This is a genomic window from Flavobacteriales bacterium, assembly GCA_016712535.1.
Classification (GTDB): Bacteria; Bacteroidota; Bacteroidia; order Flavobacteriales_F; family PHOS-HE28; genus PHOS-HE28.
This window is the reverse complement of record JADJQW010000002.1, coordinates 328,901-351,182: the sequence shown is the minus strand read 5'-3', so window position 1 is coordinate 351,182 and position 22,282 is coordinate 328,901. Positions and strand designations below refer to the sequence as shown.

21 protein-coding genes are annotated in these 22,282 nt (G+C 62.6%); 16 read left to right on the top strand and 5 right to left on the bottom strand.

What is annotated here, in order from left to right; translation table 11 throughout:
- Window positions 1–74 precede the first annotated feature (74 nt).
- A complete protein-coding gene (locus IPK70_01450; GenBank protein MBK8225824.1) occupies window positions 75–1,541 on the top strand; it encodes a polysaccharide biosynthesis C-terminal domain-containing protein in 1,467 nt (488 codons plus the stop codon).
- Between the two features lie 7 nt (window positions 1,542–1,548).
- Here IPK70_01450 and IPK70_01445 read toward each other — a convergent pair whose 3' ends face one another.
- On the bottom strand, window positions 1,549–1,950 hold the full coding sequence (locus IPK70_01445; protein ID MBK8225823.1) for a carboxypeptidase regulatory-like domain-containing protein: 402 nt from the start codon (window positions 1,948–1,950) through the stop codon (window positions 1,549–1,551).
- A 39-nt stretch (window positions 1,951–1,989) separates the two neighbouring features.
- On the opposite strand from IPK70_01445, the gene dut reads away from it, so the two are divergent.
- The 11 genes from dut (at window position 1,990) to IPK70_01390 (ending at window position 13,769) form a co-directional block, all read left to right on the top strand.
- Entirely contained in the window at window positions 1,990–2,448 is a 459-nt protein-coding gene (gene dut / locus IPK70_01440; GenBank protein MBK8225822.1) for a dUTP diphosphatase, read from the top strand.
- Between the two features lie 12 nt (window positions 2,449–2,460).
- Window positions 2,461–3,468: an NTP transferase domain-containing protein gene (locus tag IPK70_01435; protein ID MBK8225821.1), complete on the top strand. Its 1,008-nt coding sequence runs from the start codon at window positions 2,461–2,463 to the stop codon at window positions 3,466–3,468.
- Window positions 3,469–3,478: 10 nt separating this feature from the next.
- Window positions 3,479–5,245, top strand: a complete 1,767-nt coding sequence (locus IPK70_01430; protein ID MBK8225820.1) for a tetratricopeptide repeat protein — start codon at window positions 3,479–3,481, stop codon at window positions 5,243–5,245.
- The gene (locus tag IPK70_01425; protein ID MBK8225819.1) at window positions 5,242–6,126 is read left to right on the top strand and encodes a DUF4292 domain-containing protein; all 885 of its coding nucleotides are present in this window, start codon (window positions 5,242–5,244) and stop codon (window positions 6,124–6,126) included. The genes IPK70_01430 and IPK70_01425 overlap by 4 nt, the downstream gene beginning before the upstream one ends.
- The gene (locus IPK70_01420) at window positions 6,110–7,348 is read left to right on the top strand and encodes a peptidoglycan DD-metalloendopeptidase family protein (GenBank protein ID MBK8225818.1); all 1,239 of its coding nucleotides are present in this window, start codon (window positions 6,110–6,112) and stop codon (window positions 7,346–7,348) included. The genes IPK70_01425 and IPK70_01420 overlap by 17 nt, the downstream gene beginning before the upstream one ends.
- 78 nt (window positions 7,349–7,426) lie before the next feature.
- The gene (gene tatA / locus IPK70_01415) at window positions 7,427–7,585 is read left to right on the top strand and encodes a twin-arginine translocase TatA/TatE family subunit (GenBank protein ID MBK8225817.1); all 159 of its coding nucleotides are present in this window, start codon (window positions 7,427–7,429) and stop codon (window positions 7,583–7,585) included.
- A 15-nt stretch (window positions 7,586–7,600) separates the two neighbouring features.
- Entirely contained in the window at window positions 7,601–9,004 is a 1,404-nt protein-coding gene (gene gatA / locus IPK70_01410) for an Asp-tRNA(Asn)/Glu-tRNA(Gln) amidotransferase subunit GatA (protein ID MBK8225816.1), read from the top strand.
- Between the two features lie 77 nt (window positions 9,005–9,081).
- Window positions 9,082–10,545 carry a LysM peptidoglycan-binding domain-containing protein gene (locus tag IPK70_01405; protein ID MBK8225815.1) on the top strand — a complete coding sequence of 488 codons (1,464 nt, stop codon included), beginning with the start codon at window positions 9,082–9,084 and terminating at the stop codon, window positions 10,543–10,545.
- Window positions 10,546–10,547: 2 nt separating this feature from the next.
- Entirely contained in the window at window positions 10,548–11,579 is a 1,032-nt protein-coding gene (locus tag IPK70_01400) for a DUF4837 family protein (GenBank protein MBK8225814.1), read from the top strand.
- A gap of 103 nt (window positions 11,580–11,682) precedes the next feature.
- Entirely contained in the window at window positions 11,683–11,925 is a 243-nt protein-coding gene (locus IPK70_01395) for a hypothetical protein (GenBank protein MBK8225813.1), read from the top strand.
- Window positions 11,926–11,930: 5 nt separating this feature from the next.
- Window positions 11,931–13,769 carry a peptidylprolyl isomerase gene (locus IPK70_01390; GenBank protein MBK8225812.1) on the top strand — a complete coding sequence of 613 codons (1,839 nt, stop codon included), beginning with the start codon at window positions 11,931–11,933 and terminating at the stop codon, window positions 13,767–13,769.
- On the opposite strand, the gene IPK70_01385 is transcribed toward IPK70_01390, so the two are convergent.
- The 3 genes from IPK70_01385 to lysS all read right to left on the bottom strand — a co-directional run bounded on the left by IPK70_01385 (window position 13,770) and on the right by lysS (window position 16,067).
- Window positions 13,770–14,111, bottom strand: coding sequence for a hypothetical protein (locus IPK70_01385; protein MBK8225811.1), 342 nt, complete (start codon window positions 14,109–14,111; stop codon window positions 13,770–13,772). It abuts the gene before it with no gap.
- 104 nt (window positions 14,112–14,215) lie between these two features.
- Window positions 14,216–14,446, bottom strand: a complete 231-nt coding sequence (locus IPK70_01380) for a hypothetical protein (protein ID MBK8225810.1) — start codon at window positions 14,444–14,446, stop codon at window positions 14,216–14,218.
- A 103-nt stretch (window positions 14,447–14,549) separates the two neighbouring features.
- Window positions 14,550–16,067 carry a lysine--tRNA ligase gene (gene lysS / locus IPK70_01375; protein ID MBK8225809.1) on the bottom strand — a complete coding sequence of 506 codons (1,518 nt, stop codon included), beginning with the start codon at window positions 16,065–16,067 and terminating at the stop codon, window positions 14,550–14,552.
- Between the two features lie 94 nt (window positions 16,068–16,161).
- Between lysS and IPK70_01370 the strand changes: the two genes are divergently transcribed.
- From IPK70_01370 to lipB, 3 genes are read left to right on the top strand one after another with little or no spacing between them, the layout of a single operon-like run.
- Window positions 16,162–17,148 carry a bifunctional phosphoglucose/phosphomannose isomerase gene (locus IPK70_01370; GenBank protein ID MBK8225808.1) on the top strand — a complete coding sequence of 329 codons (987 nt, stop codon included), beginning with the start codon at window positions 16,162–16,164 and terminating at the stop codon, window positions 17,146–17,148.
- 39 nt (window positions 17,149–17,187) lie between these two features.
- On the top strand, window positions 17,188–17,574 hold the full coding sequence (locus IPK70_01365; GenBank protein MBK8225807.1) for a GxxExxY protein: 387 nt from the start codon (window positions 17,188–17,190) through the stop codon (window positions 17,572–17,574).
- 45 nt (window positions 17,575–17,619) lie between these two features.
- A complete protein-coding gene (lipB, locus tag IPK70_01360) occupies window positions 17,620–18,333 on the top strand; it encodes a lipoyl(octanoyl) transferase LipB (GenBank protein ID MBK8225806.1) in 714 nt (237 codons plus the stop codon).
- Between the two features lie 3 nt (window positions 18,334–18,336).
- Here lipB and IPK70_01355 read toward each other — a convergent pair whose 3' ends face one another.
- Window positions 18,337–20,958, bottom strand: a complete 2,622-nt coding sequence (locus IPK70_01355) for a hypothetical protein (protein ID MBK8225805.1) — start codon at window positions 20,956–20,958, stop codon at window positions 18,337–18,339.
- 119 nt (window positions 20,959–21,077) lie between these two features.
- Here IPK70_01355 and IPK70_01350 point away from each other — a divergent pair, with 119 nt between their 5' ends.
- A complete protein-coding gene (locus IPK70_01350; GenBank protein MBK8225804.1) occupies window positions 21,078–22,244 on the top strand; it encodes a serine hydrolase in 1,167 nt (388 codons plus the stop codon).
- Window positions 22,245–22,282: the final 38 nt, after the last annotated feature.

Genomic DNA, 22,282 nt, shown 5'->3' with positions numbered 1-22,282 from the left:
GAATCACCAACTGCGCGAATTGACCCGATGGAACAAGCGCTATCTGTGACATCTGCGTCTGCTGTGGATGATCGATGAGCGCCCTCCGCAAACTCGCCGGCCAGACAGCCATCTACGGGCTGAGCAGCATCGTTGCGCGCTTCCTCAACTTCCTGCTCACGCCGCTGTACACGAGCAAGGCGGTCTTCGCGCCTGATGATTTCGGCGTGATCACCTACTTCCTCGGCTGGAGCGCCTTCCTCAACATCGTCCTCAGCTTCGGCATGGAGACGACCTTCTTCCGCTACGCCACCAAAGACGGCATCGACCAGAAGCGCGCTTACGGCACGGCGTTCCACATCGTCGCGTTCATCGCGCTCGTCTTCACGGCAGTGATCGCGCTGTGCGCATCGCCCATCGCCGATTGGTCCGGCTACGGCGCCTTCTCGAGCACCGTGCTCATGCTCGGCATCACGCTCGGCCTCGATGCCATCACCGCGATCCCTATGGCACGCCTGCGACAGGAGAACCGCGCGTGGCGCTTCGTGCTCATCAACATGATGAATGTAGGCGTGAACATCGTCGTGAGCCTCTTCTTCCTCGCCTACTGCATGCCCAAGCACAAGGCAGGAGAAAGCAACGCGTTGATTGAAGCCGTGTACGATCCATCCTTCGGTGTGGGCTATGTCTTCCTCGCCTACCTCGTAGCGAGCATTGTGAAGATGCTCTTGCTCCTGCCGCAATGGCCCTCCATTACCATGCGCGATCCGAGGCTCGTTCGACCCATGCTCGTGTTCGCCGCTCCGCTCGTTCTTGCCGGCCTCGCGGGCATGGTGAATGAGATGGGCAGTCGCGTGCTGCTGAAATACCTGCTGCCGGCGGAGACCGCCGACCATGACCTCGGCGTCTTCGGCGCGTGCTACAAGCTGGCGGTGCTGATCACACTCTTCATCCAGGCGTTCCGCTTCGCGGCTGAGCCTTTCTTCTTCAGCCGCGCGCACGACCCCAAGAGCAAGGAGACCTTCGCGCGCATCAACAACCTGTTCGTCGCGTTCTGCATGAGCGCCTTCCTGGTGGTGATGCTCTTCCTCGATCTCTTCAAGTGGTTCATCCCGAACCCCGCGTACTGGGAAGGCTTGCGCATCGTGCCCATCATCATGCTGGCGAACGTCTTCCTCGGCATCTACTACAACCAGAGCGTGTGGTACAAGGTCACGGACCGCACGCGCGTGGCGGGCAAGCTGGCCTTGGTCGGCGCGGCGCTCACGCTCGTGGGCAACATCGCTCTCGTGCCCTGGCTCGGATACCTGGGCAGCGCGTGGGCCACGCTCATCTGCTACGCCGCCATGACCGCGCTCAGCTACGTTTGGGGGCAGAAGCACTGGCCGGTGCCCTACAACGTGGGACGCGTGCTGCTGTACATGGCGGGGGCGGTGGTGATCTGGTGGGGGAGCGAACAGATTCCGCTGGCAGGTGCCGCGGAATATGGCCTGCGCGCGGTACTGCTCTCTTCGTTTCTCACCGCCGCGTGGAGAATCGAGCGCAGAGTTTTACGCGCCTAGCCCTCTGTCACTTTCTGCGCCATTTACAAACGCTCTCCCTCTTTGCGGGTTCATCCGTTGGCGTCAATCTGAAGTCAACGAACGTGATTGTCTTCGGCTTGACCTCGACCGCATTCAATCTTCGTGTTTCATACCCCGTATTCTCCACGGTAAGACAGTATTGACCAGGGGCCACCTCGGCAAACTCATAATTCCCACCTGAGCCGGATTGCGTCTCCGCGAGCACCGCTTCGAGACTATCTGAAAGGACCACCCGTGCTCCGGTAAGTGCTTCCTCTCCCTTTGCCTTAATGCGACCACGGAGCGAGCCGGACTGAGCATGGATTGCTTGGCTCAATACCAACAAGCCAACGACCAACAAACAACGATACATGCCTCGGAGTGCGGCCATCGGGCTCATGACATCCATCCAAAGCTAAAGCCAATGAATGCTTAGCACCTTTGCGCCATGACTGAGTTCGTGTCCGAAGCGCCGTGTGTTCGCATCCTCAACAAGAGCCACCACCCCCTCCCCTCCTACGCCACCGCCCACAGCGCGGGCATGGACCTCCGCGCCAACCTCGAAGTGCCCATCATTCTGGCTCCCGGCCAGCGTGCGCTGATTCCCACCGGCCTTTTCCTGGAGCTGCCCGAAGGCACCGAGGCCCAGGTGCGTCCCCGGAGCGGGCTGGCCTTCAAGCACGGGGTCACGGTATTGAACGCGCCGGGCACCATCGATGCCGATTACCGCGGCGAGGTCGGCGTGCTGCTCATCAATCACGGGCAGGAGCCCTTCGAGGTGAAGGATGGTGAGCGCGTGGCGCAATTGGTCATCGCCCCCTACCTGCGGGCCACTTTGCTGGAAAGTGCGGACCTTCGCGCCACTGAACGCGGAGCGGGCGGCTTCGGGCATACCGGCACCCGCTGAGAAGAGAACCGAATGAAGATCATCGTCCCTATGGCGGGCATGGGCAAGCGGATGCGTCCGCACACCCACACCACCGCCAAGCCCTTGCTGCCCATCGCGGGCAAGCCCATCGTGCAACGCCTCGTGGAGGACCTGGCCGCCGTGGCCGGTGAGCCTGTGGAAGAAGTCGCCTACGTGGTGCATCCCTCCTTCGGCGTGAAGGTCGAGGAAGAGCTCATGGCCATCGCCACGGCCATCGGCGCCAAAGGCAGCATCCATTACCAGGAGGTGGCGCTCGGAACGGCGCACGCCATCCTCTGCGCGGAGAAAGCGCTCAGCGGCCGCGTGATCGTGGCCTTCGCCGATACGCTCTTCCGTGCGCAGCTCAAGCTCGACAAGGACTGCGACGGCGTGATCTGGGTGAACAAGGTCGAGGACCCCAGGCCCTTCGGCGTGGTGAAGCTCGATAGCGAGGGCATCATCACCGAGTTCGTGGAGAAGCCGCAGGCCTTCGTGAGCGACCTGGCCATCATCGGCATCTACTACTTCGCCGATGGCGAGCGCCTGCGCAACGAGATGCAGTGGCTCATCGACAACGACGTGAAGGACAAGGGCGAGTACCAGCTCACCAACGCCATGGAGAACATGAAGCGCAAAGGCGCGCGCTTCAAGGCCGGCAGCGTGGATGTGTGGATGGACTGCGGCAACAAGAACGCCATGGTGGACACCAATACCAAGGTGCTCGGCTTCCTGAAGGATTCGCCCGGGCTGGTGAGCCCCAAGGCGATGCTCAACGGCAGCCTGGTGATCTCGCCCTGCTTCATCGGCGAGAACGTGACGCTGGTGAACAGCATCATCGGGCCGAACGTTTCCCTGGAGCCCGGCGCGCTTGTTGAGAACAGCGTGGTGCGCAATTCGATCCTGCGCGGAGATTCGCGTGTACTGGACGCCGTGATCGACAACAGCATGATCGGGCAGCGCGCCCAAGTGACCGGCAAGGCCATGGACCTCAGCCTGAGCGACGATAGCACCGTGGGCTGAGCACCTCCGCATGAAGCAGCACCAACACATCCTCCTCGCCTTCATCGCCGCGCTCTTGTTAGCCGCGTGCGGCGGGGCCAAGCCCGTCGTCAATGCAGAGCCGGGCCCCGATGGCGGGAGCGGGGGCGCGAGCGATAAGCGCGCGCAGGTGATGCGCCTTTACATGGAGGCCACGCAGGCCCGCATGCGCGGCGAATTGCCAAAAGCACTGATGCTGTATCAGCAATGCGTGAAGAACGACCCGCAGAACGCAGCCGCCATGTTCGAGCTGGCCAAGCTCTACCACCAAGGCCAGAACTACGATCAAGCCGTTGACCATGCCAAGCAGGCCGTTGCCGCGGACAAGAAGAACATCTGGTACCGATTCCTCCTCGCCGACCTGTATCGCCAAGGCAACAAGCCCGATGACGCCATCGGTGTTTACAAGGGCATCCTGGAGCAATGGCCGGAGCGCTACGAAGTGTACCTCGACCTGGCGGCTGCATACGCTTATGCGAACAAGCCGGCCGAAGCGGCCAAGGCCTACGGCGATGTCGAGAAGCGCTTCGGGCTGGGCGAGGAACTGGTGCATCACGCCTTCAATACCTATATGGCCCTGGGCCAGTGGGACGATGCGGAGAAGCTCCTGAGCCGCGCCATTGCCGCGAACCCGACCAGCGCCGAGTACACCGGCATGCTCGCCGAGGTATATGGCGAGCAGGGCAAGCCCGATCTTGCGTTGGAGCAGTACCGAAAGGCCCTCGCGCTCGATCCTGCGAACAGCATGCTGCGCATCTCGCTCGCCGAGCACTACTATGCGGTCGGTAAGCTCGACGAGGCCTATCGCGAACTGGGCGAGGCCTTCGCGGATCCCGAGGTCGAAATCGACGCCAAGATGCAAGTGCTCATCGGTTTCTTCGAGATGACCGAGAGCGAAGGCGAAAAGCCCGAGGACCGGCCCGACCTGATCCGCCGCAGCTATGCGCTGATCGAGTCCCTGGAGAAGGCGCACCCCGAAAGCGGGAAGCCGCACACCATACATGGAGATTTCCTGCTGCGCGATGGCAAGGCCGCTGAGGCGCGCGAACAATTCCGCAAGGCGCTGGCCTTGGAGCAGGGCCGCTTCCCCATCCACGCGCAATTGCTGCAACTCGACCTGCAGCTGGGCGACCACGAATCGCTGGTGAAGGATGCGAGCCTCACCATCGAGCTCTTCCCGACCTCTCCCGAAGCCTACCTCTATAAAGGCATCGGCCATTCGCAGCTCGACCAGCATGAAGCCGCCATTGAGGCGCTCGTAACCGGCCGCGACCTGGTGGTGGACAATCCGCCGCTCACCGCGCAGTTCTGGAGCAGCCTCGGAGAGGCCTACAACGCATCGAAGCAATTCGCGAAGAGCGATCAGGCCTACGACAAGGCCCTGGCCTTGCAGCCCGATGACCCCACCGCGCTGAACAACTACGCCTACTACCTCAGCCTGCGCGGCGACCAGCTGGAGAAAGCCGAGCGCATGAGCAAGCGCAGCAACGAGCTCGCACCGGGTCAGCCCAGTTATCAGGATACCTACGCCTGGGTGCTCTTCAAGCTGAAGCGCTACCCTGATGCCCGCATCTGGATGGAGAAGGCGTTGGCCGGATCGCCGAATCCCGATGGTGAGCTTCACGAGCATTACGCCGACATCCTCTTCGAGCTGGGCGAGAAGGCACTCGCGCTGGAGCATTGGAACCTGGCCAAGGCGCGCGGCGGCGCCAGCGAGGCCATCGACCGAAAGATCACGGAAGGGCGACGCGTGGAATGAGGCGCCTCGCACTCGCACTCCTGCTTCCCGCGATGGTCGCATCGGCGTGCGGGAGCCGGCGCACCGTCACCGTTGACCGGGAGCTTCCGCAGCGATCCGCCGAGAAGGTGCTCGAGCGCGCCCTGGCCATGCATCAGGCGCCTTCCAGGTATTATTCGGCCAAGGCGGACGTTGAACTCTCGATGCCCGATGAGCAGCGCAGCTTCAAAGCGCACCTGCGCAGCGTGAAGGACAGCGCCATATGGGCAAGCGTGGTGCCGCTGCTGGGCATTGAGGCGGCGCGCGTCCTGCTCACGCCCGACAGCCTGAAGATCATGGACCGCATCAACGATCGGTATTTCGTGGGTGACACCGGCGCCACCAGGAAACGCTTCGGACTGGTGCCTGAACTGGACTTGCTGCAACGAGCGCTCAACGGCGAGGCCATCGCTTTGGACTCGGCTGAGCGCTACCGCGTTGACCGCGAGGACGGCCATTACGTGCTCACGAGCCGCGAGAAGCGCCGGTTCATCCGTGCTGCGGAGGACATCAGCCCCAGCGACACGCTCACGCGCGACCGCGACATGCGTGAGCGCCGGCTGGAGCGCACGCTGCGCAAAGCGGAAGAGAAGGAGGCCATCGTGCACCGCTACTACTTCGAGCCGGACAGCTTCCGCGTGGCGCGCGTGCAAGTGGTGAACCTGATGAACGACAAGACTGCGGAACTGCGTTATGAAGAGCGCGGCGGACCGGAGGCCCAGCATCTGCCCACGCGCATCCGGATCACCCTCAGCGAGCCTGGACGCGTGGTGAGCGCTTTGCTCATCATCACCCGCATCGAGCTCGAGGGGCCCGTTCAAATGAGTTTCCGCATCCCCGAGAAGTATGAGCCGATGCCCTGAGCGGATCCTGCGCGCATGCGCCCTGCTGCCGCTCCTGCTGGCAGTGGCCCTCTCTTGGGGCCAATCGAAGAAAGAGCTGGAGAAGCGCCGCGATGCGCTGGACAAGCAGATCCGCACCACCACCGCATTGATCGATCAGGCGCGCAAGGAGCAACGCGTCACCCAAGAGCAATTGGCGCTGCTCGAGAGCCAGATCGCCGCACGCGCCCAATTGATCCGCGCCATGGATAATGAGGTGCGCGCAGCCGATGACCGCATCCGGCAGGACGAGGAATCAATCGCCGACCTGCAGTCCGACCTGACCGCGCTGAAACAGGGCTATGCCCGCATGATCGCCGCCGCCTACCGCAACCGCAGCGCCTATGACCGCCTCAGTTACCTCTTCGCCAGCAGCAGCTTCCAGCAAGCCTTCCGCCGCAGCCGGTACATCAACCAGCTGGCGGCGCAGCGCCGAAGGCAGGCCGCGCTGATCACGGAAACGCAGGCATCCATGGATGCGCGCGTGGCCGCACTGAAGCAGCAGCGGCAGGAAAAAGCCGTGCTCTTGAGCGAGCAGGTCCAGGAGAAGCGCAAGCTCGATACCGACCGTGCCGGCCAGCAGAACGCCCTGACCAGCTTGCGCAAAGAGGAGGGCCGGCTGCGCGAGACCCAGAAGAAGCAGGAGAACCAGCGCCGTGATCTGGAAGCGGCGATCCGCAAGGCCATTGAGGCGGCCATGAAGCCGAAGGCCAGCGCCTCCGCCGCAGGCGGCAAGCCCGCCAAGCTCGATGTGACACTGACGCCCGAAGCAAGAGAGCTCAACAGCGATTTCGAGAAGAACAAAGGCAAGCTGCCCTGGCCCGTTGAGAAAGGCGTGATCACCGGCCGTTATGGCAAGCAACCGCACCCCGTGCTCAAAGGCATCGTCATCGACAACAACGGCATCGACATCACCACCGAGAAGGGCGCGAGCGTGCGCGCGGTGTTCCGGGGCGAGGTCACCAGCGTGATCGTGCTGCAAGGCGCCGGCAAGGCCGTGATCGTGAGCCATGGCGCCTACCGCACGGTGTACAGCAACCTGGCCAGCGTGAACGTGGCCAAAGGCCAGAAGTTGGACACCAAGCAGGCCATCGGCACGGTGCTCACCGGTGACGACGGAGCCGTGGCCCACATCGAGGTCTGGAAGATCACGGCTGATGGGCTGGTGAACGTGGACCCGGCACTTTGGCTCTACCGTGATTAGGCGGGCCGATCGGTTACTTTTGGCCCTGCAACAATCACGCACACCATGAACCTGCTCCCGCTTTCCATCCTGCTCGGCATGATCGGCCCTTGGCAGGTTGTACTCATCGTGGTGGCGCTGCTCCTGCTCTTCGGGGGGAAGAAGATCCCCGAGCTCATGCGCGGCCTCGGCCAGGGCATGAAGGAGTTCAAGAACGCCAAGGACGGTGTTGAGGACAAGAAGGACGACGCGAAGTAGCCCGCTGGCGTGAGCATCCCGAAGACCTTCTCCGAGGCCCGCGCCGCCATTGCCCAAGGCGCTACTGTAACGCAGCTGGTTGAGCGCTCCATCGCGGAAGCTGAGCGCCGCGCGGACCTGAACGCCTTCCTCGAGCTCTTTCCGGAGAGCGCGTTGGCCAAGGCCGCCGATGCGGATGCCAAATTGTTGTCCGGCACTGCTGGGCCACTCGCCGGCATGCTCGTGAGCATCAAGGACAACCTCTGCTACAAGGGCCATAAGGTGAGCGCCGCATCGCGCATCCTCGAAGGCTTCACGTCGCTGTACAGCGCAACTGCGGTTGAGCGATTGCTCGCTGCCGATGCGGTGATCATCGGCCGCACCAACTGCGACGAGTTCGCCATGGGCAGCAGCAACGAGAACAGCGCTTTCGGCAACGTGAAGAACCCCGTGGACCCCGGGAAAGTGCCCGGCGGCAGCAGCGGCGGCGCTGCCGCGAGCGTTGCTGCGGGCATCGTGCATGCCGCGTTGGGAAGCGATACCGGCGGCAGCATCCGGCAGCCCGCCTCATTCACCGGCACGGTCGGCTTCAAGCCCACCTATGGCCGCGTGAGCCGCTACGGCCTGATCGCCTTCGCGAGCAGCTTCGACCAGATCGGCCCCTTCGCGCGCACTGTGGAGGATGCTGCCGCGCTCTACAGCGTCATCGCGGGCAGCGATCCGCACGACAGCACCACGAGCAGCAGGCCGAACGAGCCCATCGCACTCGGCAATCCCAGGAAGCTGCGCATCGGCTACTTCCGCGAAGGCCTTGAGCGCGCAGGCATGGATCCCGAGGTTGTGGCGCATCTGCAGCTGCAGATCGACCGCTTGAGGCGCGAAGGCCACACGGTGGAAGCCGTAGAGGTGCCGCTGCTCGATCACCAGGTGCCCGCTTATTACATCCTGGCCACGGCCGAGGCCAGCAGCAACCTCGCGCGATTCGATGGCATCCACTTCGGGCATCGCAGCAAGCAGGCGCAGGGCGTGGAGGAGACCTATCGACTGAGCCGCACCGAAGGCTTCGGGCCAGAGGTGAAACGGCGCATCCTCCTGGGGACCTTCGTTCTGAGCTCGGGCTACTACGATGCGTACTACGCCAAGGCCCAATGCGTGCGACGGATCCTGCGCGACCGCACCTTGGAAGCCTTCGACCGCTTCGACCTGCTGCTCGGCCCGACCTGTCCGAGCACGGCCTTCTCGCCCGGCGAGATCACCGATCCCGTGGCCATGTACCTGCAGGACATCTTCACCGTTCAAGCCAACCTCGCAGGCACGCCAGCCATCAGCCTGCCCACCGGAACGCACAGCAACGGCCTGCCCTTCGGCGTGCAGCTGATGGCCAGGCCCTTCGATGAAGCGCGATTGCTGGCATCGGCGAAGGCGCTCTTCGGTTCGTAGCATCCACACGCTGGTGTGAACGAACCGCTCACATACCAAGACGGGCCTTCTTGCGTATTACGGGTACCTTCGGCACCATGCCTTTGCTCCGTCGATTCACCTTAGCCGCCCTGCTGCTTCCCTTCTGCTCCATGGCGCAGCGCGAGGCCCCGCTCGCCTTGCCCGCCGATGATCCGGTGATGGCGCGATTGGATGACCTGGCCAACCTGCATTGGGTCAAGCACTCGCCGTTCACCATCGACACCGCGCACCACAATCTGCATGGCTTCGCGCCCAATCAGGTCCCGACCTGGAGCGAGGACATCATGCAGCAGCGCGTCGCCGTGCTTGACGCCAACTCGCCCTTCAGCCTGGTCTATAATCACGTGGTGCAGTCATACATCGACCTGTACATGGTGCGCAAGCGCGAGATGAGCTCACGCATGCTGGGCCTCGCCGAACTCTACTTCCCCACCTTCGAGGAATACCTGGACCGCCATGGGATCCCCCTTGAGATGAAGTACCTGGCCGTTGTGGAGAGCGCGCTGAACCCGAGCGCCCGTTCGCGTGCCGGCGCAGTGGGCCTTTGGCAATTCATGCTGCCCACCGGCAAGATCTATGGCTTGAAGGCCGACAGCTACATCGACGAGCGCCATGATGTCCATAAGAGCACGGAGGCCGCCTGTCGCTACCTGAAGTACCTGCACCGCATCTATGGCGATTGGGAATTGGCCCTGGCGGCGTACAACTGCGGCCCAGGCAACGTGAACAAAGCCATCCGCCGCGCGGGCGGCGTGAAGGACTATTGGAAGATCTACGACTACCTGCCACGCGAGACACGAGGCTATGTGCCTGCCTTCATCGCGGTGAACTACCTCTTCGCGCACCATGCCGACCATAACATCTACCCCATCGCGCCCACCTATTGCGCCTATGAGGTGGATACCGTGCAAGTGTGCCACCCGCTCGACCTGGCCGCCATCGCCGTGCTCACGGGCGGCACCGTGCAGGAGCTCCGGGAACTGAATCCCACCTTCAAGCTCGGCATCGTGCCCGATGTGGACCAGCCCGTGAGCGTGTACCTGCCGAAAGATGCCGTGCCCGTTTACATCAACAACGAAGAACTGCTTCGCTACAGCTACTACGCCGCGAATCCCGGAACCCAGCCCATCGCGACAGCAGCCTCTGCGGCGGCGGCGACCGAACGCGTTGCTGACAGGCACCACACCGTGCGCAAGGGTGAATCGCTCGGCGGCATCGCGAAGCGCTATGGCATGAGCGTGCCGCAATTGCGCAAGCTCAACGGCCTGCGCAACGACATGATCCGACCCGGTCAGAAGCTTGTGGTGCGCAAGGGTGCACCTAGCAGCGAGCGAACCGCACAGGCCTCTCCTGGCTCCGATGCCAGCGGCTACTATGTGGTGCAAGCGGGCGACACCTTGTGGAGCATCGCGCAGCGGCACCCCGGCGTGAGCGTCGAGGACCTGCGCAGCCTGAATGGCGGACTGCCTGACGGCCTGAAGCCCGGCGCGCGCATCCGCGTGCGCGCACCGCAAGGATGAGCATGAAGCATACGGCGGCCTGCATGGCGATCGCGCTGCTAGCCAGCTGTGATGACGCGCGCAAGCGCTTGCCCGATAGCGCCGGTGGACCGGAGGAGATTCTCGTGGTGATGCCGAAAGGCCATTGGGAGGGTGAGCCCGGCGCGCTGGTGCGCTCGATCCTGGAGCAGCCGATGCAAGGCATGCCGCAGCGCGAGGCGCTATTCCGGGTGGCCCAATGCCGCCCGGAGGATTTCGCCAGCCTGCTGCAAGCGCACCACAGCGTGCTCTACGCCGCCTTCGGCGAGGACAGCTCCGGCGTGCTCATGCTGCGCGACCAGCATGCACGCGGCCAGCTCGTGGCGCGCGTTGGCGCAGGAAAGCCTGAGGCCTGGAACGCGCTCTTCAGCGCCAATGCCGATGCGGTGGTCCGTGCGTTCGAGGACCACCATCGCGCACGCACGGGCGCACGGCTGAAGCACGAGCGCGACGCCGCGCTCGCCAGCAGCTTGCGCGCGTCACTCGGCATCGAGCTCGACGTGCCCGGCGGATACCGCATGATGAAGCAGGACTCCGTGATCACCTGGCTTCAACGCGACCGCATCATAGCTGGCGGAGGGCTCGAGCATAACGTGATCGAAGGCCTGCTCATCCATAGTCACCCTTATGTGAGCGACAGCACCTGGAATGTGCCCTCTCTGGTTGATCTGCGCGATGCGGCAACCAAGCAGCGCATCGATGGCCCCGACCCGGGATCATACATGGTGGTCCGGCGCGCGTTCGAGCAGATGGACCTGATGCCCGGCGGTCGAGCGGTGCAGCTCGACGGGCGCTTCGCTTACCTGATGCACGGCCTCTACGGCATGCACGGCGCGAAAATGGGCGGACCCTTCGTGAGCCTGACCACGCTCGATCCGAGCGGGAAGCGCATCGTCACCGTCGAAGGATTCGCCTACGCGCCGCAGTTCGACAAGCGGCCGTATGTGCGCGAGCTCGAAGCGCTGATCTTCTCCCTGCGCTTCAGCGGATCAGCTTCCAGTGGCGGCGCGCAATAGCGCATCGCTGCCTACCGTTTTTCCACAGGTTGGCATGCGCTGTTGATAATTGGATCAGCGCTCCGCCTCCGCCCCCTGCTACTTTTCCGCTGTCGCTGTTGCCATGGAAGTCGCCAACCTCCGGAAGTTCGCCCACCAGCATTGCCGCTTCAAGCTGCGCGGAGGCAAGGAGGTCTTCGGCGTGGTGTGGGAGGTGGAGACCAGCGAGAGCGCTGGCGCTGACGGCACCAAGCGCCTCTTCTTCGCCAGCGTTCGCGACTACGAGCGCCTCACGCAAGGCTCTCCCGCGCAGGTCATTCCCATCGCTCCGGCCGACATCGTCTCCGCCGAGAGCATCGCGAGCTAGCGCGCATGCGCAAGGTCCTCTTCCTGCTGCTGCTTGCCGCATGCGGGGCGCCACGGCCTGATGCACCGAACCGCTGGGCCGATGAGCGCCTCTGGCCGGTGCTCGAGGCGCAAGAGCACCGCGATGCCGATGCGCTCTGCCAGCTGCTGAAGCACGAAGCGCCAGAGGTGCGCGAGGCGGCTGCGTTGGCCTTCGCGAGCGTGCAGGACACCTTGGCGACACCTTGCTTATTGAAGGCCCTCTCGGATGAGATCGCCACTGTTCGTTCGACGGCGGCATTCGCACTTGGCTTCGTGGCGGACAGCTCGACCATTGAGCGCATGGTCGAATTCAGCAGGAGCGAACACGACGGCTTCGTGATTCACGCGATCGCCTCGGCTGTTTTCTCCGCTCGACTGCGCGGCGGACCGGCGAGGGATCCCCGCGTGATACTGGAGTACTACGAAAATGCCGAGGGACATGAACAGGCGCGCGCGGCCGATGCGCTGAGGAGGCTGCCGGATAGCACGGTCTTGACGCTGAAGGCCGCGGTCGAACGGCTCATGGAATCCGAATCAATCGAAGTGCGATCCTTCGCCCTTCTTGGAATGCGGAAACTGGGCGTGGCGGCCGATACGGCATTCCTCGCGCAAGTCGCCTGTGACGCATCGCGCTCGTTGCCGGAACGCGTGTCAGCGCTTCGCTCGTGGGCCCGTGCGTCGAAGTCGTCCGGAAGCCCATTGCTCACAGACCTGCTCCTAGACCCGGAGCCGATGATCTGTCGAGCAGCGTTGGAAGAACTCCGCGCATTGCCTTGCCCGATGCCTCGGTCCGCATTGGAGAAGACCGCGAACCGAACGTCGGACATCCACATCACGCTCGCGATAGAAGGCCTTGTTGAGCGCTGCGGGCAAGACCTTCATGAGCACTTCACTTCGGCTCGCATTGGCCTTGATCGATCCGACAACCCGTACTTGCGCGCTGAGCATTGGGGGGTGATGCTCAACCTCACCTCCGACTATTTGCCCCAAGCGATCCAGCGCCTGGGTGAAGAGGACCACCCAGCAATCAAGCAGGCGATCATGCAGTGGGCCGTACGAGAGATCCGGAACAACATGATGCGATCTCGGTACGCTTCGTTCGAATCGCAATACGCCCAAATGCGCGAATTGGTGCATTCAGTGGTCCTGCTCGGCGACGCCGGACTAGTCTCCGCTATCGCCGAGTTGTTGGTTGAAGAAGACAAGGAGGTCATCCAACTGCTCCTGCCGTCATCCTTAGACGAAACTGCTCTCGCCCCGCTTCAGCCCATCCGAGATCTTGAAGCGCGACTCTTGTTGCAGAAGGCGATCGCCAAGCGCGACGGACTCCCTCCTCCACGTCACGCACCACCTCCTTTCAATCACCCCATCAACAAGGAAAGGCTTCGTGCGCTGAGGCAAGGCCAGCAGTACCGTATCGTCACGAACAAAGGTGAGATCACCATAGCTACCGATGTGAACGAATGCCCCGGCAGCAGCCTCGCCTTCGATTCTCTGGTGACGGCTGGGTACTACAACGGCAAGGCCTTCCACCGCATGGTGCCCAACTTCGTGGTGCAGGGCGGCTGTCCGCGCGGCGATGGTTACGGCGGCATGCCATGGACCTTGCGGACGGAGATCGGCCGCTCGCCGTTCACCGCGGGCTCCGTAGGTCTTGCTTCAGCAGGCCCTGATACCGAGAGCTGCCAATTCTTCATCACGCACAGCGCCGCGCCGCACCTCGATGGCCGCTACACGCGCTTCGGTGAAGTGGTGAGCGGTATGGACGTGGTGTGGATGCTCCAAGTGGGTGATGTGATGGAGCGGGTGGAACGATTGACGTGATCAACGTCGCCGTCCTTTAGCCTTTCCATCGATCATCATGTACAAAAGCCCCACACCGGCCGAAGCATCAACCGTGGCATAACCGTGCTCGCGCGCCCAATTCCCAACCCCGGGACAAACATGCAACCCGGTTGTGGCCAGCAGGCGGCCACCAATCGGCCATTCACCCGTGAACCCGATGCGCCATCGACCATCGCGAACGGAAAAGCCACTCTCGACTTCATCAACCGGGGTTTCCCTCCGGTAGTACCCGGTCTGGAAATCACCTCCTTGATCAACCCTCACCCCAACACGCCGCTCGCCTATCTCGGCGCCGATGACCGGACCGAGCTCGAAGAACAACCGATGGTTCCGCGTAAGCCGCCAACGCAGCTCGAAGGAGAGCCACAATAGGCTCGAGACACTCTCGAATTCCTCGTGCTTGCCGTCCAACTCATGCCTCGCCTTCACGGAATATCGGCGCTGCCCTGCATCCAACCCGATCCGGAAGCCCATTGCGTCCCTTCCACCCATTGCAGGCCGGCTATCCAACCACCTCGTTCCTTCAGCTCTTCACGAGCCTCCCATGCACCTGTTGCGACAAACGCCCCACCTTGGATGCCGATGCCGTATTGGCCCATCAGCCAAGGCCGGGTGAACGCGCAGCTCAGGAGCAGGAGGACGAATCGGAGTTGCATGGTGGTGTCCAACGAATGACCGGGGCCACTTCGTGTTGGTTGCCCGAGCCCAACACCAGCCAGGGCCCGAGGCCCGAATCCTGTTTCCGAGCCCTACGAGCTCTCACGCATTCGATCGCTCCGGCCGCATCTGCGGAAACAGCAGCACCTCTTGGATCGCCGGGTTGTTGGTGAGCAGCATCACCAGGCGGTCCACGCCAATGCCCACGCCGCTGGTGGGCGGCATGCCGTACTCGAGCGCACGGAGGAAATCCTGATCGATGAACATGGCCTCGTCATCGCCGCGCTGTTGCAGTTCCAACTGCGCCTCGAAGCGCTCGCGCTGATCGATGGGATCATTCAGTTCGCTGTACGCATTCGCCAACTCGAAGCCGTTCACGAAAAGCTCGAAGCGCTCGGTGAGGCGCGCATCGTCTCGGTGCTTCTTGCACAGCGGGCTCATCTCCACCGGGAAGTCGCACACGAAAGTGGGCTGGATCAATTCAGGCTGCACCAGCGCGCTGAACAGCTCATCGATGAGCTTGCCCTTGCCCATGCTGGGCTCCACATGGATCTGGTGCTTCGCGCAGAGCGAGCGCAGGGCGGCTTCATCCATCCCGAGCACCTCGGCGCCGGTCTTCTCTTGGATGCTGCCGCACATGGTGATGCGCTTGAAGGGCGCTGTGAACCGGATCGTGTTCTCTCCGAAGGTGGCTTCGGCCTTGCCGTTCGCCGCGACGCACACCTGCTCGAGCATGCGCTCCATGTAGCCCATCATCCAGCGGTAGTCCTTGTAGGCCACGTAGAGCTCCATGATGGTGAACTCCGGGTTGTGCGTGCGGTCCATGCCCTCGTTGCGGAAGTTGCGGCTGAACTCGAACACGCCCTCGAAGCCGCCCACGATGAGGCGCTTGAGGTAGAGCTCGTTGGCGATGCGCAGGTAGAGCGGGATGTCGAGCGCGTTGTGGTGCGTGACGAAAGGACGTGCCGCCGCGCCGCCGGGGATGGGCTGCAGCACGGGCGTGTCCACCTCGTGGTATCCGCTCTCGGTCATGAAGGAGCGCATGGCCGTGACGATGCGCGAGCGCTTGAGGAAGGTCTCCTTCACGCCGGGGTTCACGTTCAGGTCCACGTAGCGCTGGCGGTAGCGCTGCTCGGGATCGGTGAAGGCATCGTGCACGTTGCCTTCGTCGTCGGTCTTCACCACCGGCAGCGGCTTCAGCGCCTTCCCGAGGATGGTGAGCTGCTTCACGTGAACGGTGATCTCGCCGGTGCGGGTCTTGAAAACATGCCCCGTCACTCCGATGAAATCGCCGAGGTGCAGCAGGTGCTTCCATACCTCATCGTACATCGCCTTGTCATCGCCGGGGGCCACTTCATCGCGCGCCACGTAGATCTGTTGGTCGCCGGTGTGGTCGCGCAGCACCGCGAAGCTGGCCTTGCCCATGACGCGCACGCTCATGATCCGGCCCGCGATGCTCACATGGGCGGGCTCGCCTTCTTCCTTGAACAGGCCTTTCACATCAGCAGCGGTAGCCGTTACCTTGTACTCAGCGGCGGGAAAGGGATCGATGCCGAGGGCGCGGAGCTTCTGGAGCGCCTCGCGGCGGATGACTTCTTGATCGGAAAGTGCGTTGGACATGGTCTGCTTAGAACAGGCGGCGAAGGTATCCGGCAACCCGGCCCGCTACAGAAGCGTAGGAGCGGATCTAATTTCGGCCCGCATTCATCAGCACATGCAACACCTCATCGACGCTTTTCCCAAACAATTGAAGGAAGCCCTGGAGATTGGCCGCAAAGCCCAATTGAAAGCCCCCGGCGGCCCTTACGCGAACGTAGTGGTCACGGGCCTCGGAGGCAGCGGCATCGGCGGAAGGATCGCCGCCCAACTGGTGCATAAGGAGGCCAAGTGCCCCATCGAGGTCTATAACAACTACTACCTGCCGGGCTATGTGAACCATAAGAGCCTGGTGATCGCCTGCAGCTACAGCGGCAACACGGAAGAGACCATCGCCGCCATGGAGCAGGCGCTGAGCAAGGGCGCCCGGGTATGCGTGGTGACCAGTGGCGGCGCCATGCTCGAGATGGCCAAAGCGAAGGGCCTTGACCACATCGTGATCCCCGGGGGCAATCCACCGCGCACCATGCTGGCCTACTCACTGGTGCAGCAGTTCTATGTGCTGCACCACTTCGGCATCATCGGCGACGGCTTCGAAGGCGCGATCAAGACCGCCGCGAACATGCTGGAGCAGGAGAAGGAGGACATCAAGAAGGCCGCGCAGGAGCTCACGGAGAAGCTGGTGGGCAAGCGCCTGGTGATCTACAGCGAGGCCAGCACCGAGGCCGTGAGCATCCGCTTCCGCCAACAGGTGAACGAGAACAGCAAAGAGCTCTGCTGGCACCACGCCATCCCGGAGATGAACCACAATGAACTGGTGGGGTGGGCCGGCGGCAAGGACGATATCGCGGTGGTGATCTTCCGCCATAAGGAGGACCATGAGCGCAGCCAGATCCGCATGGAGATCAACAAGGAGGTGTTCCGCAGGCACACGCCGCATATCCACGACGTGTGGAGCCAGGGCGATACCGCCTTCGCGCGGCAGCTGTACCTGATCAACCTTGGCGACTGGGTGAGCTTCTACTGGGCGGAGAAGAAGGGCGTTGACCCCAGCGAGATCGCGGTGATCAACATGCTGAAAGGGAAGCTGGCCGAGGTGAAGTAGTCATTGCCGCAGAGGCGCAGAGGCGCAGAGAATCCAAGTATGCTGTACCGGGAGCTTTCTGGAATCATTATCGGAGCTGCCATTGAGGTGCATCGAGAGCTCGGGCCAGGGCTGCTTGAAAGCGTTTATGAGCATTGCTTAGCGCGCGAGCTTCGCGAGGCAGGTATCCCATTCCTTCAGCAGCACGCCTTGCCAGTCCGCTACAAAGGAGAGAAGCTCGACTTGGGATTCCGACTCGATCTTTGGGTAGATCAGCGCATCATCGTGGAAATCAAAGCGGTCGAAATTGTGCAAGAGGTCCACCGCGCGCAATTGCTGGGCTACTTGAAGCTCACCGACTGCAAACTCGGATTGCTCATCAACTTTAACGAAGCCGTCGTGAAGGATGGTGTGCACCGCGTTGTCAATGGTCTCAATGAACCTTGAATTCCCTTTTCTTCTTTGCGCCTCCGCGCCTCTGCGGCCAATTCGATGAGACAGATCCGCTTCCACGACCTCGGCCTCATCGACTACGCCACCGCGTGGGACCTGCAGACGCGCCTCTTCAAGGAGACCATCGAACGGAAGATCGCCAATCGGTCACTGCCCGAGAATGAGCAACTGCTCACCGAGGACCATCTCCTCTTCTGCGAGCACAAACACGTGTACACCCTGGGCAAGAGCGGCAAGCAAAGCCACCTGTTGCTGAATGAGCAGGGCTTGCGCGAGCGCGGGGTGCAGTTCTTTCCCATCGATCGCGGCGGCGACATCACCTACCATGGCCCGGGGCAGATCGTGGGCTACCCCATCTTCGACCTCGACCACCACTTTACCGACATCCACCGCTACCTGCGCACGCTGGAGGAGGCCATCATCGGCACACTCGAAGCGTATGGCATCAAAGCCGGCAGGATCGAAGGCTTGACGGGCGTTTGGCTGGACTGGAACGATCCCGCCAAGGCCCGGAAGATCTGCGCCTTCGGCATCCGCGCCAGCCGATGGGTGACCATGCACGGATTCGCCTTCAACGTGAACACGGACCTGAGCTATTTCCAGAACATCGTGCCCTGCGGCATCGTGGACAAAGGCGTTACGAGCATGGCGGCCGAGCTGGGCGGCGTGGTGGACATAGAAGAGGTGAAGAAGAGGCTGCGGCTGGAGATCGCGGATCTGTTCGATGCGGAGCTGGTCAGCCTCGGCGTATAAGCCTCAGCGCACCACCATCAGCTTGGCGCATCCGGCATCCGAAGCGCCATGCATCCTGATCAGGTAAGTGCCGGGACCGAGTTGCCCAAGGTCGATCACCACCGAGGTGCCCGTTAAGGCATGAGCAGAAACGCATTCTCCCAACGCATTGAGGACTTCCATCCGGGCTTGTTGCGGCCTTCGCAGCGTGATCGTGACCGCATCCTGGACCGGGTTCGGCGCCACGGTGAATCCCGCTTCACGATCATCGGCATCCGGAGCGCTCACCCACGAAGCCAGATTCGAGCGCCAGAGCCCGCGTCCGAAGGTGGCCGCTACGATGGTGCCGTTGGCCGGAGCGATCTCGAGGTCGTTCACCTGCACATTGGGCAGGCCGTTGTCGAAAGGTTGCCAATCGCCTTCGGCCTCCGACCACTGGAACACGCCGATGTCGGTGCCGATATAGAGCGAACCGGAAGTGCCCGGCTCATGCGCAATGCAATTCACGGGGACGTTGGGCAGTGTGCCGGTCATGCTCACCCAAGACGCCCCCCCGTTATCCGATGTGTACACCTTGCGCTGCGCATCGTAACCACTGATCACGACCCACGAACGCTGCGGATCGATGTCGCTAACGGCGATCCCGGAGATCGCATTCGACGGGCTCCCGGTGATCATGCCGACCGGAATGGCGCTCCAATCCGAGCCTGTACGCTTGAACAGGGTGTCGTACGTAGCGGCATAGATCATCTGCGGGTCGGAAGGTGCTATCGCCAGATGCCGCAAGTGCGATCCCGTTTGAAGTCCCGGCACAAGGCTCCAGCCATCGCCGCGGTTGGTGCTGCGCCATAGCTGCTTGAATCCGATGTAGAGCACCTGATTGTCCTGCGGATCCATCGCAACCGGCGTCACCCACGCACCCGGCCCAAAGCCGTATTGCTGCGTGTATGCGGTGAACCCCGGGATGTTGTCGGCGATGAGCGTGCGGTTGGACCAATCGTCAGTGGTGCGGTAAAGCAGGCCTGTGAGCGCGCAAGAGTATTGCACCTGCTGCTCCACCGGGTCGATGATGCACTCCATGTTGTCGCCGGGCATGATCTCGCGCCAAACGTCTTCGTCAAGCTGCTTCAGCCCATTGTCCTGCAGCCCGCACAGCATCACCTCTGGTGCTGTCGCGCTGACGCCCACCTTATACATCTGGCTGATCCCGAGACCTGGTGTCCGATCGTACCACGTTGCGCCGAGGTTGTTGGTGACGTGGATTCCTCCATCAGAGGCGGCATACACCACATTCGGCGCGAGCGGATGATGCTTCACCGCGTGCTTGTCTGAATGCAGGAAGGGAATGCCATCCGGATTGTGCATCGGATTGGTCGTCCACATGGAATTCAGGTTCCAGCTCGCTCCCGCATCCGTCGTCAGCCACAGATTGACGCCGCCGATCCAGCGTTCGCTGGCATTCACCGGACTGATCCCGCAGGCCAGGTCGAACACGCCCTGTCCCCCGCATCCGCTCGCATCGTTCGTCCGGATGAGCATGTTGTTGAAGCAATCGCCATCAACGGTCTGCACGAAGCTTTGTCCGCCGTTGTTGGATACGTACACGCCTTCAAGGCCACCCAGGCCGTAGGTGTCCGCGCACACGGCCATCACAAGGCCCGGCGCCGCTGGGCTCACGCCAAGCGCAATGCGGTTCACGCCTTGGAATGCCGTGATAGTGCTCCACGTGAGGCCGCCATCGGCTGATCTCATGATCTGGGCGTTTCCTGTATTGCTCAAGGTCGAAGCGAGGATCACATTCGGGGTTCCGGGCTGCAATTCCATATCGATGAACCACCCGCCGATCATGTTCGTCCAAGTCTGGCCACCGTTCGTGGTGCGCCACACGCCATCCGAAGCTGCGGCCCATAGCACCTCCGGGTCATCCGGGTGAATCAACAATCGCCCGATGAGCTTTTGCGCGGACACCTCCATGGTGAGCCCCGTGGTGCTCCACGTTTCCCCGCCATCCGTGCTCTTCATCACACCGATGCTCTTGGTGCTCGATGGCACGACCAAAGCCGTCTCGGCGTCGCCCGTCGCGATGTAGAGGACATCCGGGTTGCTGGGATCTATTGCGATATCGCTCACGCCGAGCACCGGAAGCTCATCGGTGGTGGTGGACCAGGATCCCCCGCCATCGGTGGTGCGCCAGATTCCGCCGGCCGGGGTGCCCACCCAGAAGGTGAGCGGTTCCGAAGGATGGAACGCCATGCAGTTCACGCGCCCGATCCCTCCGAATCCTGCGAATTCGAAAGTCGTTGGCCCCACCTCCATCCAATTCGATGCGTTCTTCGGCCGCCCGACACGTGAACGGGCCTGCTGCCTGCGGTATTCCGTGGTCGCCTGCAATAGCGCATCAGCCCCCGGGAAGCGCCCGCCTGGAAGCACGCGGGGCTCCCAATACCATTCCCATCGCTTGAAGCGCTTGAAGCCCGCTCGTGCTGGCGCTGGTTGTTCGGCGAACATCGTGTTGAATCGCTCCTTCAACTCATGGAACGAAGGCCCATCCATGGCTGGGGGGTACTGTGCGATGGCCAATGCAGGCAGCAGAGCACTGAACAGGGTCCCGGAAGCGCGGTATGCGGTGGATCTAGCGGAGGACATGCTGTAGCCCGAGAATATTTCCGAAGGTAAGCGCTCCGCCATTGGTCGTCCCGGCGATCAAGCTTGGCACTGCGCTCAACCGCAGAACCGCCGTCGGTACCTTCGCGCAACACTTCATCATGCGATTCTTCAAGAAGTTCCTCCTCTGGCTCATCGGCATCGTCGCGCTGCTGATCGCCCTCGCCTATGCCACCGGCAACAACCACTTGGTGCGCGGCGTGCGATACACCTACCTCATCGGCCGCACCAGCCCGGAGATCGACGACCGCGACTTCTTCCCCTACTCCACCATACCGGCCACCAATCCGCAGCCTTGGCCTCAGGGTTCGCGCTCCGGGCAGTTGAAACTGAGCGCTGAGCAGGAGAAGGAGATCACCGACCTGCACAGCGTGGGCTTCGCCGTGTGGCAGCACGACAGCCTGATCTTCGAGCAATACTGGAACGGCTGGGACGCCGACAGCGTGAGCAACAGCTTCAGCGTGGCCAAGAGCTACATCAGCGTGCTCACCGGCATCGCCATGGGGGAAGGCCGCATCAAGAGCGTGTTCCAGCCGGTGAGCGATTTCCTCCCGGAATTCGCGGACAGCTGCCATGCGCGCATCAACCTGCATCATGTGCTCACCATGAGCACCGGCCTCGACTGGAGCGAGAGCGGCGCCGACCCCTTCAGCGACAACGCCAAAGGCTACTATGGAACGAATGTGCGTGAGCTCGCGCTCACCCAGCCCTGCCGCGATGAGCCGGGCAAGGAGCTCGATTACATCAGCGGCGCCACGCAGATCATGGCCGAGGTGCTCGAGGCCGTTTACGGAAGGCCGCTCGATGAACTGGTGCGCGAGAAGGTATGGGGGCCGCTCGGCTGCGAGCACGATGCCTATTGGGGCAAGGACCGCGAGGACGGCGACTTCAAGGCCTTCTGCTGCCTCTATGCCACCGCGCGCGACTTCGGCCGCATCGGGCAGCTCTACCTCGATAGCGGCATGTGGCGCGGGCAACAGATCGTGCCGCGCGAATATTGGGAGGCGAGCATCACCCCCGCACGCCTCATGGACAAAGGCGCGCCTAACGCGCGTTACGGCTACTTCTGGTGGCTTGCCGAGCTCGATGGCATGCCCATCCACTATTGCCGAGGCTTCCACGGCGAGTACGTGGTGGTAATCCCGCATGAGCGCTTGGTCTTAGTCCGCACCGGCATGAAACGCGAGGAGGTGAACGCCACGGGCCACCCCACGGATGTGTTCAAGTGGATCGCCATTGCGCGGGAACTGGCTTCACGCACCAGCTGAGGCCCGACCTCCCACCGGTCATTGCGAGCGAAGCGAAG